The organism is Kribbella sp. NPDC000426, assembly GCF_040300265.1.
Taxonomy (GTDB): domain Bacteria; phylum Actinomycetota; class Actinomycetes; order Propionibacteriales; family Kribbellaceae; genus Kribbella.
On the sequence record NZ_JBEPDK010000002.1, the window covers coordinates 630,024 to 642,447 of the forward strand.

The 12,424-nt window shown below is 68.7% G+C and carries 10 protein-coding genes and 1 tRNA gene; 5 read left to right on the forward strand and 6 right to left on the reverse strand.

The features are described from left to right. Positions 1-8 precede the first annotated feature (8 nt). Complete coding sequence (locus tag ABT313_RS10850; RefSeq protein ID WP_350850978.1) at positions 9-1,052, forward strand: PHP domain-containing protein; 1,044 nt, start codon at positions 9-11, stop codon at positions 1,050-1,052. After that, positions 1,049-2,056 carry a pirin family protein gene (locus ABT313_RS10855; protein ID WP_350850979.1) on the forward strand — a complete coding sequence of 336 codons (1,008 nt, stop codon included), beginning with the start codon at positions 1,049-1,051 and terminating at the stop codon, positions 2,054-2,056. Before ABT313_RS10850 ends, ABT313_RS10855 begins: the two co-directional genes overlap by 4 nt. Here the strand turns inward: ABT313_RS10855 and ABT313_RS10860 are convergent. From ABT313_RS10860 to aceE, 4 genes are all read right to left on the reverse strand, one after another. Beyond that, positions 2,022-2,555 (reverse strand): hypothetical protein, encoded by a 534-nt coding sequence (locus tag ABT313_RS10860; RefSeq protein WP_350850981.1) that lies wholly within the window; start codon positions 2,553-2,555, stop codon positions 2,022-2,024. The genes ABT313_RS10855 and ABT313_RS10860 overlap by 35 nt on opposite strands. Before the next feature lie 74 nt (positions 2,556-2,629). Further along, on the reverse strand, positions 2,630-4,264 hold the full coding sequence (locus ABT313_RS10865; RefSeq protein ID WP_350850983.1) for a helix-turn-helix transcriptional regulator: 1,635 nt from the start codon (positions 4,262-4,264) through the stop codon (positions 2,630-2,632). A gap of 35 nt (positions 4,265-4,299) precedes the next feature. Continuing rightward, positions 4,300-5,385 (reverse strand): flavin-containing monooxygenase, encoded by a 1,086-nt coding sequence (locus ABT313_RS10870; RefSeq protein WP_350850985.1) that lies wholly within the window; start codon positions 5,383-5,385, stop codon positions 4,300-4,302. 136 nt (positions 5,386-5,521) lie between these two features. Beyond that, positions 5,522-8,248: a pyruvate dehydrogenase (acetyl-transferring), homodimeric type gene (aceE, locus tag ABT313_RS10875; RefSeq protein ID WP_350852115.1), complete on the reverse strand. Its 2,727-nt coding sequence runs from the start codon at positions 8,246-8,248 to the stop codon at positions 5,522-5,524. Between the two features lie 316 nt (positions 8,249-8,564). Between aceE and ABT313_RS10880 the strand changes: the two genes are divergently transcribed. From ABT313_RS10880 to ABT313_RS10890, 3 genes are all read left to right on the forward strand, one after another. Beyond that, entirely contained in the window at positions 8,565-9,008 is a 444-nt protein-coding gene (locus ABT313_RS10880) for a DUF3052 domain-containing protein (protein WP_137254024.1), read from the forward strand. Then, the gene (locus ABT313_RS10885; RefSeq protein ID WP_350850987.1) at positions 9,005-9,469 is read left to right on the forward strand and encodes a peroxiredoxin; all 465 of its coding nucleotides are present in this window, start codon (positions 9,005-9,007) and stop codon (positions 9,467-9,469) included. Before ABT313_RS10880 ends, ABT313_RS10885 begins: the two co-directional genes overlap by 4 nt. Positions 9,470-9,490: 21 nt before the next feature. Next, positions 9,491-9,562: transfer RNA gene (locus ABT313_RS10890), tRNA-Val, on the forward strand. 10 nt (positions 9,563-9,572) lie between these two features. Here ABT313_RS10890 and ABT313_RS10895 read toward each other — a convergent pair. Both ABT313_RS10895 and ABT313_RS10900 read right to left on the reverse strand, forming a co-directional pair. Next, complete coding sequence (locus tag ABT313_RS10895) at positions 9,573-10,643, reverse strand: serine hydrolase domain-containing protein (RefSeq protein WP_350850989.1); 1,071 nt, start codon at positions 10,641-10,643, stop codon at positions 9,573-9,575. Positions 10,644-10,730: 87 nt separating this feature from the next. Next, positions 10,731-12,191 (reverse strand): carboxylesterase/lipase family protein, encoded by a 1,461-nt coding sequence (locus tag ABT313_RS10900; protein ID WP_350850991.1) that lies wholly within the window; start codon positions 12,189-12,191, stop codon positions 10,731-10,733. Positions 12,192-12,424: the final 233 nt, after the last annotated feature.

Genomic DNA, 12,424 nt, shown 5'->3' on the forward strand with positions numbered 1-12,424 from the left:
TGGGAGCTATGACGGACAAGGCGGGCGTGGAGGACGCGATCGCGGCACTGCGGGCGATCGGGTATTACCTGGAGCGGGACCGGCAGCCGACGCACCGGGTGAAGGCCTACCGGCGGGCCGCCGACACGATCGCCGCGCTGCCGGCCGCCGAGGTGCGGGCCCGCCGCCGGGCCGGGACGCTGACCGAGATCGCCGGTATCGGACCGAAGACCGAGGCCGTCATCGTCGAGGCGATGGACGGCGCCACCCCGTCGTACCTGGTCAAGCTGGAGGAGGCGGCGGGGGAGCTGACCACTGCCGGCAACCAGCTGCGGGCGGACCTGAAGGCCGACCTGCATCTGCACTCCGAGTGGTCCGACGGCGGCAGCCCGATCGAGGAGATGGCGCGTACGGCGCACCACCTCGGGCACTCGTACATCGCGCTGACCGACCACTCGCCGCGCCTCACCGTCGCCAACGGGCTGTCCCGCGAACGCCGGCTCCAGCAGCTCGAGGTCGTTGCCGAGCTCAACAAGAAGCTCGCCGACGAGCTGGACGGCTTCCAGATCCTGAACGGGATCGAGGTCGACATCAACGAGGACGGCACGCTCGACTGCGACACCGAGATCCTGGCCCGGCTGGACGTCGTCGTCGCGAGCGTGCACTCCAAGCTCCGGATGGCGTCCGAGCCGATGACCGAGCGGATGGTCCGCGCGATCGCGAATCCGCACGTCGACGTGCTCGGCCACTGCACCGGCCGCCTGATCACCGGCGGCCGCGGCACGCGTCCCGAGTCGGAGTTCGACCCCGAGGTGGTCTTCGAGGCCTGCCGCCAGTTCGGTACGGCGGTCGAGATCAACTCCCGGCCCGAACGCCTCGACCCGCCCAAACGCCTGCTCGCGATGGCCGTCGAGATGGAATGCATGTTCTCGATCGACACCGACGCGCACGCCCCCGGTCAGCTCGACTGGCAGGTCTACGGCTGCGAACGCGCCGAGGACTGCGGTGTCACGCCCGACCGCGTCATCAACACCTGGGACCAGCAACAACTCCTGGAATGGACCGCATCATGAGCGATCTCGAGAAGAATCCGGCCGAAGTCATCGGTACCGGGGACTGTGAGGGTCCCGCGCTGGAGCTGCTCGAAGGCCGCGAGGTCGTGCTCGGGCGATCGACGACGGTACGGCGCCTGCTGCCCAACAAGAACCGCCGGATGGTCGGCGCGTGGTGTTTCGTGGACCACTACGGGCCTGACGATCTGACCCGGCGCGTCGACTCGTACGACGTACCGGGGGAGCGCGGCATGCAGGTGCCGCCGCATCCGCATACCAGCCTGCAGACCGTCAGCTGGCTGTTCGAAGGCGAGATCGAGCACCGCGACAGCGTCGGATCGCATGCGTTGGTGCGGCCGGGCGAGCTCAACATCATGACCGCGGGCAACGGGATCGCCCACTCCGAGATCTCGACCCCGACCGCGCCGCCGATGCTGCACGGCGCGCAGCTATGGGTCGCGCTTCCCGATTCGGTGCGTACGACGACTCCGCCGGCCTTCAACGCGTACGCCGACCTGCCGCAGCTGGATCTGGATGGCGCGCATGCCACGGTGATGATCGGCACCGTCGCCGGCGTCGCCTCACCCGCACCCGCCTACACCCCACTCGTCGGCGCCGACATCACCGTCGAGCCCGGCCGGACGCTGGCCCTCCCGCTGACGCCGTCCAACGAGTACGCCGTACTGGTCGTCGACGGTTCGCTGTCCGTCGGAGACCTGCACCCCGGCTTCGGCGAGATGGTCTACCTGGGCGCCAACCGGACATCCGTCGATCTGGTTGCCTCCGACAACGGTGTCCGCTTCCTCCTGCTGGGCGGGGAACCCTTCGAGGAACAGCTGGTGATGTGGTGGAACTTCATTGGCCGGTCCCACGAAGAGATCGTCGCCGCCCGGGAGTCCTGGCAACAAGCCATCGAGGCCGGCGGCAACGACCGCTTCCGGATCGTCCCCGGCTACGACGGCGACCCGCTGCCGGCCCCGCCGCTGCCGGCTATCGCGCTGAAACCACGACCGCGGGCGCGCTGACCCGGCGCCGGTAGTAGGCCCAGGTCAGGACCAGGAGGGCCGGGCCCCAGAGGTTCAGCGGGGTGTAGCAGGCGAGCATCAGGACCTTCCAGCCCGTGCTGGAGAACGGGATGAAGTGGTCCGTGTAGGCGTCGCGGAACGCGTACGTCCAGAGCGCGATCAGCGACAGCCCGCCCAGGGTCGCGGGGACGATCGCGGCGTACGGGTGGACGTGGCGGCCGCCGATGAGCGGGATCCAGCGCGGGGCGACCTCGCCCCAGCCACTGACCATGCCCAGGGCTGTCAACGCGACGAGTTCGGAGAAGATCGTCAGGCCGACGACGTACACCTTGCCGCCGGCGCCGGCGAGCCGGGCGGCGTTGCCGTCCGGGTCCAGCATGCCCATCGACGAGCCGAAGACCAGGCCGAGCCGCCACAACCCGGACGGCAGGACCATGAACGGGATCAGATGGGCCAGGCGGTACGCCCAGCGGGGGACGGGACGCTCAGTTGTACTCACCCCAGCAGCATCCGGCCGATCGCCTCACCGGCACCTCACCCGCCAGAGGGAACATGCTCCCTCCGGAGGACCTTTCACAGCAGGTCGTGATCACGCGCGTACGCCGCGGCCGCCGTCCGCGACGGTACGTCGAGCTTCGCGAAGATGTTGGTGAGATGCCGGGCCACCGTCTTGTCGCTCAGCACCAGCAGCCCTGCAATCTCGGCGTTACTGTTGCCTATCGCAACCAATCGCAGGACGTCCAGCTCGCGTCCCGTCAGTCCGCCCGTGGCACGACCGATCAGTTTGTCGGCCTCCTGGCGCGCCCCGGTCGCCCCTAGCTCGGCGAACGTTCGGCACGCCGCGGTCAGCTCGGCAGTCGCCGAGTCCTCATCTCCGAGCAACCGGACCGCCCGCCCGACAAGCACCTTCGCCCGCGCGACCTCGTACGGCGCCCGCAGCTCACCCCACAGTTGCGCAGCAGTCCGCGCCAGCGGCAACGCCCGGTCAGCGTCCTCACCCGCCAACGCGACCAGAGCCGAGCAGTACGCCGCCGACGCCCGCAACCCCGCACACCCGAACTCCTCGGCGATCGTCGACAACTGACCAGCCGCCGCCTCGGCCTCAGCCGGCTCGTCGCCTGCGATCAGCACCTCGACCGCTCCGGCCAGCAGCCGCGACCGATGCACGGGATCGCCGGTCTCCGCAAGCAGCCGCCGTACGGCGGCAACCGCGCCCGACACCCGCCCGCGCGCCATCATCAGCAGCGCACGCCCCGGCTGCGCCTCATGTCCGTAGCTGGCCGCCTGGTCGTACGACGACTCGGCCGCCGCGTACTCGCCGAGAATGAGCAGTACGTCGCCGCGCTCGCTCATCGCCAGCCCCGCGGCTGCGTCGTACCCCAACGCCGCATATCGCTGGCACGCATCCTCGAACTCCGCCAACGCCTCCGGGTACGCCGCATACAGCCGCAGGATCTGCCCACGATGTACGGCGCACTGTCCGGTGAACGGCACCAGGTCCGGCTGCGTGTCGCACCAGCGGGTGAGCGCCGTCGTCCAGGCCGACGCTCGCGCGAAGTCGAGGACCTCCTGACAGGCGTCGATCATCGCGCAGTAGACCGTGCCCGCGAAGACCGGCGACAGCTCGCCCGCCGCGACGCCGACCATCGCTTCGTCCAACGTGGCAAGACCTTCCGGCACGTGACCGGCGTACATCATCATCCGGCCCTTGCACACCAGGCCCTGGGCGAGCAGATCGGGATCGTTGTGCCGGCGGGCCACGCCGACGATCTCGTCGCCGACGGCCACCGCGCCGTCGAGGTCGCCGCGATCCACGCAGCGGAAGAAGTCGTGGATCAACAGGTACCCGCGCTCCACGACGTCGGCGGGATGGTCGGCCAGCAGCCGTTCGGCCCGGGCGGCCCACCCGCTGCCGACCGCCCCCTCGCCGCGGCCGTTGTGTACCCGGGCCAGCCAGAACGCGAACCGCACCGCGCCCAGCACCTCGCCGTTGTCGATCCGCAGCCGGTATCCGCGTTGCAGCGCCCGGATGCACGCGTCGATGTCGCCGATCAGGAACGAGGCCATCGCCAGCGTCATCAGATCGTCGGCGCCGAGACCGACCGTGCCCGGATCGCCGTCGGCCGCGGTCAGCCGGTCATACGCAGCGGCCCAGTCGCGTCGCTCGAACGCGATCCGGGCTCGCTGCAGATCGTCGACAATCCCCATCAGCTGTTCCCCCACAGCGAGCATGCCCTGCCGACTCAGGCGGCGGCAAGACTCCGCTCGGTGCGGACCCGGGCCGCGATCCGGCGGGCCAGGTAGCCTGCGTCCCGGCCGACTCCCGGCAGCACCATCGAACTGAACGCGTACTGGAACGACAGCCCGCAGAAGAACAGACCGGGTGCGTTCTCGGCGACCCCGCGGTACTCGCGCGGCCAGCCGTCCGCACCGACCACCGGGAGCTTGATCCAGTCGAACACCTGCCGGAAACCCGTCGCCCAGACCACGTTCGCAACGTCCAGCACGGTCCCGTCCGCCAGCATCGGCCGGCCGTCCTGCGTCCCGGTGACCCGCGCCTGCATCCGCTGGACTCCGCGCTCGACCAGATCTGCCCGCTTGACCCGGATCATCGGGCCGCCGTGGTGCCGGATGTGGTCCATCTCTTTGCGGCCCATCGGCGTACGGCGGGTCAGCACGTGCCGCCACGCGAACAGCATCAGCGGCCAGAAGAAGGCCTGGCTCGGACGGCCGGGCGTGAACGGCACCTGCCCGGGATCGCGGCCGCACAGGATCGTCCCGTGCGTCTGCGCGACCTCGTACGCGATGTCGGTACCGGAGTGCGACCCACCAACCACGAGAACAGCGCCGTCCTTGAGTTGCTCCGGTCGCTGGTACTCCGACGAGTGCAGCTGCCGGATCGCCGGGTCCAGATCGACGGCGAAGTCCGGGAGGTACGGCGTACGCCCGAAGGTGCCGGTGGCGACGACGACGTTGTCCGCGGTCAGCTGCTCGCGTCCGACGGTGACGACCCACTGGTCGTCGATCCGTTCGAGCTTGTCCACCCGGGTGTTGGGCCGGATCGGCAGGTCGAAGCGCTCGGCGTACGCCGCGAGGTAGTCGGCGACCTCGTCCTTGCCCGGGTAGTGCCACGGCTTGGCCGGGAACGGGTAGCCGGGCAGTCCGTCGTACTTGGCCGGCGAGTACAGCTTGAGGCTGTCCCAGTGCGACCGCCACTGGTCGCCCACACGCGCGTTGCCGTCGAGGATCGTGAACGGCTCACCGAGCCGCTGTAGGTGGTAACCGGTGGCGAGCCCGGCCTGTCCTGCGCCGATGATGATCGTGTTCATGCCTCCGAAACTAGATTTCGGCAGGCATCTGCCGCGTCGGACAGAATGCGCAACTTCGGCAGGCCACGACTACGAGGTTTGTCGTAGCGCGAACGAGCCGCTCACCCGGAGGTGAGCGGCCCGTTCAATCGGCGGATCAGGCGCCGGCGCCCTCTTGCTTCACACCGGCGACCGCGGTCGGGTCGTCGATCCGGTACTTGCGGGCCGCCTCGGCGGCGACCTCCGGCTTGACGTCACCGCGCTTGGCGAGGATCTCCAGCGTCGCGACGACGATCGACTCGGCGTCCACCTGGAAGTGGCGCCGCGCCGCGGCCCGGGTGTCGGCCAGACCGAAGCCGTCGGTGCCGAGCGAGGTGTAGTCGTTCGGAACCCAGCGGGAGATCTGGTCCTGCACCGCGCGCATGAAGTCGCTGACGGCAACGACCGGGCCCTTGGTGTCCTTCAGCTGCTCGGTCACGAACGGCACCTGCTCCGGCTCGTCCGGGTGCAGCAGGTTGTGGTGCTCGGCGGCGACCGCGTCGCGGCGCAGCTCGTTCCACGAGGTCACGGACCAGATGTCCGCGGCAACGGAGTACTCCTCGGCGAGGATCTGCTGGGCCTTCTGCACCCACGGCAGCGCGACACCGGACCCGAGCAGCTGCACCCGCGGTACGTCGTCGCCCTCGGCGGTCTGGTACTCGTTGAAGCGGTACATGCCCTTGAGCAGCCCGTCGACGTCGAGGTTCTCCGGCTCGACCGGCTGGGCGACCGGCTCGTTGTAGACCGTGAGGTAGTAGAAGACGTCCTCGCCGACCGGCTTGTCCGCGTCCAGACCGTAGCCGTACATCCGGCGCAGGCCGTCCTTCACGATGTACGCGATCTCGTACGCGAACGCCGGGTCGTAGTGCACGACGGCCGGGTTGGTCGACGCGAGCAGCGGCGAGTGTCCGTCCGCGTGCTGCAGTCCCTCACCGGTAAGCGTCGTCCGGCCGGCGGTCGCGCCGATCAGGAAGCCGCGGCCGAGCTGGTCGCCGAACGCCCACATGAAGTCGCCGGTCCGCTGGAACCCGAACATCGAGTAGAAGATGTAGAACGGGATCATCGGCTCGCCGTGAGTGGCGTACGCCGTACCGGCCGCGATCACCGAGCCCATCGCACCGGCCTCGCTGATGCCCTCGTGCAGCAGCTGTCCGGCCGTGGACTCCTTCCACGACAGCAGCAGGTTGCGGTCGACGGCCTCGTAGTTCTGCCCGTGCGGCGAGTAGATCTTCGCGGTCGGGAACATCGAGTCCATCCCGAACGTGCGGTACTCGTCCGGGGCGATCGGGACGATCCGGTGGCCGATCTCCGGGTCCTTCATCAGGTCCCGGAACAGCCGGACCAGCGCCATCGTGGTCGCGATCGGCGCGTGGCTGCCCTTGGCCAGCGGCTTGTACACGTCGTCGCCCGGCAGCTTCAGCGTCTTCGGCTGCACCCGGCGGGCCGGCAGCGAACCGCCGAGCTGCTTACGCCGGTCCATCATGTACTGGTACTCCGGCGAGTCCTTGCCGGGGTGGAAGTACGGCGGGTTGTACGCGTCCTCGAGGTCCTTGTCCTCGATCGGCAGGTAGAGCCGGTCGCGGAAGGCCTTCAGGTCGTCCGAGGTGAGCTTCTTCATCTGGTGGGTCGCGTTGCGGCCCTCCAGCGCCTCGATCGTCCAGCCCTTGATGGTCTGGGCCAGGATCACGGTCGGCTGGCCGACGTGCTCGGTCGCGCTCTTGAACGCGGCGTACACCTTGCGGTAGTCGTGACCGCCGCGGGGCAGCTTGCGCAGGTCCTCGTCGGACAGGTTGCTGACCATCTGCTGCAGCCGCTGGTCGCCGCCGAAGAAGTTGTTCCGGATGTACTCGCCGGACTCGACGGAGTAGGTCTGGAACTGACCGTCGGGCGTGGTGTTCATCTTGTTCACCAGCGCGCCGTCGTGGTCCTGGGCCAGCAGGTTGTCCCACTCGCGGCCCCAGATCACCTTGATCACGTTCCAGCCGGCGCCGCGGAAGAACGCCTCCAGCTCCTGGATGACCTTGCCGTTGCCGCGGACCGGTCCGTCCAGCTGCTGCAGGTTGCAGTTGATCACGAAGGTGAGGTTGTCGAGCTCCTCGCGCGCGGCCAGGCCGATCGCGCCGAGCGACTCCGGCTCACCCATCTCGCCGTCACCGAGGAACGCCCAGACGTGCTGCTGGCTGGTGTCCTTGATACCGCGGTTGTGCAGGTACCGGTTGAAGCGCGCCTGGTAGATCGAGTTCAGCGCGGCCAGACCCATCGAGACGGTCGGGAACTCCCAGAAGTCCGGCATCAGCCGCGGGTGCGGGTACGACGACAGACCCTTGTGCGGGCCGCGGGAGACCTCCTGGCGGAAGCCGTCCAGGTCGTCGGTCGACAGCCGGCCCTCGAGGAAGGCGCGCGCGTACATACCGGGGGAGGCGTGACCCTGGATGAAGATCTGGTCGCCGCCGCCGGGGTGGTCCTTGCCGCGGAAGAAGTGGTTGAAGCCGACCTCGTACAGGCTGGCCGCGGACTGGTAGGTGGCGATGTGGCCGCCGACCTCCAGGCCCTTGCGGTTGGCCTTGCTCACCATCACCGCGGCGTTCCACCGGATGAAGGCCCGGATCCGGCGCTCGATGTGCTCGTCGCCGGGGAACCAGGGCTCCCGCTCGGGTGGGATCGAGTTGATGTAGTCGGTGCTCCGCAGTGCGGGCACGCCGACCTGTCGCTCCCGGGCTCGCTCGATCAGTTTGAGCATCAGGTAGCGCGCTCGCGCCTTGCCCCGTTCGTCCAGGACGGCGTCGAGCGATTCGACCCATTCACGCGTCTCGTCGGGGTCGATGTCGGGGAGCTGGGTGGGCATCCCCTCGGTGATGATGGCTGGTGGTTCGTGTCCGGAAGCCACGGTGTCCTGCCGTTCTCTCTGGTTGCTCTTCACCGCAATCCTGTCACCTGTTCGGAATGCGTTCTACTTCGCCTTCCCTTCCGGGCCGATTCCGGCTGGCCGGGCCCGATCCCAGCGGACACGCCCGGTACCCGGCACGCGGATACCGGACACGTCACGGACACCTGGTGCATACTTGCGCGACGCGGTACGACACGATGGACTATCGCTAACTCAGCTAACTGAGTGGTACTGACACCTACCCCCGGGCAGCGGGGACCACGGAGGAGGACACGTGAGCGCGACCGCGGACCACGCGGACGGCAAGGGCGGAGTGCCGAACATGGCCTCCCGGCTCGGCCTGGAGGCCGGCTGGGTCGTCCAGGAGATCGGGTACGACGATGACTGCGACGACGAGTTCCGCGATGCGATCCGGGAGATCACCGGCGAAGCCTTCGTCGACGAGGACACCGACGAGGTCGTCGACGTCGTCCTGCTCTGGTTCCGCGAGGACGACGGTGACCTGGTCGACGCCTTCTTCGACATCCTGACCGACCTGAAGGCCGGCGGGGTCGTCTGGCTGCTGACGCCGAAGGTCGGTCGCGACGGGTACGTCGAGACCAGCGACATCACCGAGGCCGCCCCGGTGGCAGGCCTGGCCACGACCAGCACGCTGAGCGTCACCGACGACTGGTCCGCGACCAAGTTGGTGGTTCCGAAGTCCGGCCGCCGCGGGTGACGATCCCGGCTGCCGGCAGCCGGGCACCCGATTTCAGCACTCGGAACCAGTACGGCGAACAGGTCCGGCTGAGCGACTTCGCCGGCCGGCGGGACGTCGTACTGGTCTTCTATCCGTACGCCTTCAGCCAGGTCTGCACCAGCGAACTGGCCGCCCTCCGCGACCGCCCTTCGTTGCTGGAAGCAGCCGAGTTCCTGGCGATCTCGTGCGACCCGATGTTCACCCTGCGCGCCTACTCCGACGCACAGAGTCTGAACTTCGGTCTCCTCACCGACTTCTGGCCGCACGGTGACATCGCGTCGTCGTACGGCATCTTCGACGCCGAACGCGGCTGCGCCCTCCGCGGCACCTTCGTGGTGGACCGCACCGGAGTGGTCCGCTGGTCCGTCGTGAACCCGATCCCGACGGCCCGCAACCCCGACGACTACGCGAAGGCACTAGCAGCCCTGAACCTCAGGTAGACTCCTCCGGTCGTTTGATCCGGGCGGATAGCTCAGCGGTAGAGCGCTTCCCTTACAAGGAAGATGTCGGGGGTTCGATCCCCTCTTCGCCCACGTATTTGTCTTAGAAGACCGCCTTCAGCAGGCGTTCGAGGGCGGGCGGGAAGATCTGTAGTAGGTCTACGTCGGCGTCTCCCATCGTGATCGCTGCGGTCAGGGTCTTGGTGCCGTCGGCGCTGCTGAACATCAGGGCGCCGTAGCCGCCCGGTGCGCTTCCGTTGTGGTGGTAGATCGTCTCCGAGCCGGTGTCCTGCGCGAACAGGCCCAGGCCGTAGTTCAGCGGGCCGCTCATCGGCTCCGGCGTACGCATCTCGGTCAGCAGCTCGGCGGGGAGAAGCTTGCCGCTCTGCAGCGCGGACATGAAGACGTGCAGGTCCTGGGTCGTCGAGAGCATGCTTCCGGCGGCGAACAGCAGCGAGGGGTTCTGCTCGGTGACGTCGACAACCTGCGAGTCGTCTCGGTCGGCGTACCGGAAGTAGCCGTGCGAGTGGGGGCCGGGGATGTCGGTCCGGTCACCTGGCTCCAGCGTGTCGGTCAGCTCCAGCGGCTTGAGGATCCGCCGGTCCAGCTCCTCGGCGAACGAGCGTCCGGTGACGGATTCGATCAGCAGCGCGGCGATCGTGTAGTTGGTGTTGGCGTAGCTCCACTCGGTGCCCGGCTCGAACCGCGCCGGCTTGCCCAGCGCGAACTCGACCAGCTCTTCTGGCGCGTAACCCTTCAGCCGGTTGTCCGCCCACTCCTTGCCGGTCGCCGGAAGGCCCGCTACGACGGTGCCGTCGGGGAAGTACTCACCCGTGTAGTTGAACAACCCGCTGGTGTGGTTCAGCAGCATCCGCACCGTGATCCGCGGGTCCAGCTCGAACGCGGCCAAGTGCGGCGCCACCGGACCGTCCAGCTCCAGCTTGCCCTCGGCCACCAATTGCAGCACGACCGTCGAGACGAACGTCTTGGTGACGCTGCCGACCCGGACCTGCCCGTTCACCGGCGGTTTGTCCGAGCTGCCGAGCTCGCGGAGACCGGCGGTGCCGACCCATTCGCCGTGCTCGTCGTGGACCCGCAGTTCGAGACCGCCGAAGCCGGCGTCGACGAACTCCTGCGCGGCCTTCTGCAGCTCGGGGCGGTTCTGCTGAGACATAGTTTGTGCTCCTCGGTTCGCGTGGTTGATGTCGAGAACCACACTCGCCAGGCGCCCTGACACCGGACCGCCATCGCACTGACACAGCTATCGCAACGGGCCGAAGCCGTGACTCGCCCATAGCTGCCGTGAGGTCTCTTCGGGGTAGGCCGTCACGGACAGCTCGGTGGTGAACCGGGCAGTTCGGCGGTTTGTGGTTTCGTACTCGGGCCAGCCAGGGTCGCCGGTGTGGGCGAAGGCGGTCCAGGCGGCTCGGAAGAGCTGTGAGACCTGGTCGGCGTCGGGCATCTCCGACGGATCCAGTAAGAAGCCCAGCAGGGGAGTGGTGCCGAAGACGAGGGGTACGTCGAGACCGTGGCAGGCGCCGAGGCCGGTGTCGGGCCAGGCCAGCTCGTAGACGTACGCGCGGCCGCCGCCGGCGACCTGTGCCTCGGCCAGTCGATGACTCGGCATCCGGAACAGCCAGTCGGAGTGGACGAGCTCGTACAGCTGCTCCGCAGTCGCATCCGGATAGGCCTCGCCGTAGCCCTCCGGCGCGAGCATCTGCAGTGCAGTCGCGGCGTCGTCGTCGGTGAGGTTGCCGAGGCGGCCGTCGGCGGCGAGCAGCAGGCGGTACTCGTCTCGCGTGTGGCCGGTGATCAGCTCGACGTTGCGGCCGGCGCCGTCGGCCAGGGCCTCGAACGGCGTCCGCGGCAGTACGTCGCCGTCGACGACCGGCGCGAACGGGATCCCCAGGTACGCGGCGGCGCCCCACCGATCGACGTACGAGTCCATCGCCGTGGCCAAGGTGTCCGACGCGGCGACGAGGTCGGCCGTCGGGATGCTTCGCAGGTCCTCGACGGTCGGCGCGCAGTCCAGCAACGAGGCGATCTCGGTCGCGATGTCGACGGCGAACGGCTTGGAGAAGAACGTCCCGGGCGCACTCTGCGTGATCGCGCGGCGGAAGAGGCCGGCAGCGCGCGGCATCGCGAGCAGCGCCGCGATCGAGCCCGCGCCGGCCGACTCCCCGAAAACCGTCACGTTGGCCGGGTCGCCGCCGAAGCCCGTGATGTTCACGCGGACCCACTCGAGCGCCGCGACCTGGTCGAGCAGTCCGCGATTCGCCGGCGCACCTTCCACTTGGCCGAACCCGTCGACCCCGAGCCGGTGGTTGAACGTCACCACCACGACATCGCCCTCGCCGGCCAGCCGCGTTCCGTCGTACGACGGATCGCCCGACTGCCCGATCGCGTACGCGCCGCCGTACACCCACACCATCACCGGCAGCGCGGCGCCGAGATCCGGCGACCAGACGTTCACGGTCAACCAGTCGTCGCCGGTCGCCGGGTTCGAGGACGGCCCGAGGACCAGCGACTGCGGGGGCGGCGGTCCGAACTCGAATACCTCGCGTACGCCGTCCCACGCGTCGGCCGGTTGCGGCGCGGCGAAGCGCAGTACGCCGACCGGCGGACTGGCGAACGGGATGCCGCGGAACACCGCCAGTCCGTTCTCACTGCGTCCCCGAACGAGTCCGGTAGTCGTGCGGACCTCGGGGACCGTCTCACTCATCGGGCCATCTTCCCGCTGCCGCCCGCCGTTGTCGCGAGGTTTGCTGTCCGGGTTTGCTGTGGGCCGTATCGGAACGCGCTGACACTCGTTGTGATCGGTGTCGTGAGTCGCACAATTCTTAACCATCGGCTGGTGAGAACGGACTCCTCCAGGGCGGCTCGCGGCTGGTAGGGTTCACGGCTGTCGGTCGGCGCGATGACATACCGGGTGCGCCCGGTCACGGCATCGTTCCG

What these genes read in the sequence shown, in the direction of transcription:
- ABT313_RS10850 (WP_350850978.1), top strand. Translation starts at nt 9, where the DNA reads ATGACGGACAAGGCGGGCGTGGAGGACGCGATCGCGGCACTGCGGGCG.
- ABT313_RS10855 (WP_350850979.1), top strand. Translation starts at nt 1,049, where the DNA reads ATGAGCGATCTCGAGAAGAATCCGGCCGAAGTCATCGGTACCGGGGAC.
- ABT313_RS10865 (WP_350850983.1), bottom strand. Translation starts at nt 4,264, where the DNA reads ATGGGGATTGTCGACGATCTGCAGCGAGCCCGGATCGCGTTCGAGCGA.
- ABT313_RS10870 (WP_350850985.1), bottom strand. Translation starts at nt 5,385, where the DNA reads ATGAACACGATCATCATCGGCGCAGGACAGGCCGGGCTCGCCACCGGT.
- aceE (WP_350852115.1), bottom strand. Translation starts at nt 8,248, where the DNA reads ATGCCCACCCAGCTCCCCGACATCGACCCCGACGAGACGCGTGAATGG.
- ABT313_RS10895 (WP_350850989.1), bottom strand. Translation starts at nt 10,643, where the DNA reads ATGTCTCAGCAGAACCGCCCCGAGCTGCAGAAGGCCGCGCAGGAGTTC.
- ABT313_RS10900 (WP_350850991.1), bottom strand. Translation starts at nt 12,191, where the DNA reads ATGAGTGAGACGGTCCCCGAGGTCCGCACGACTACCGGACTCGTTCGG.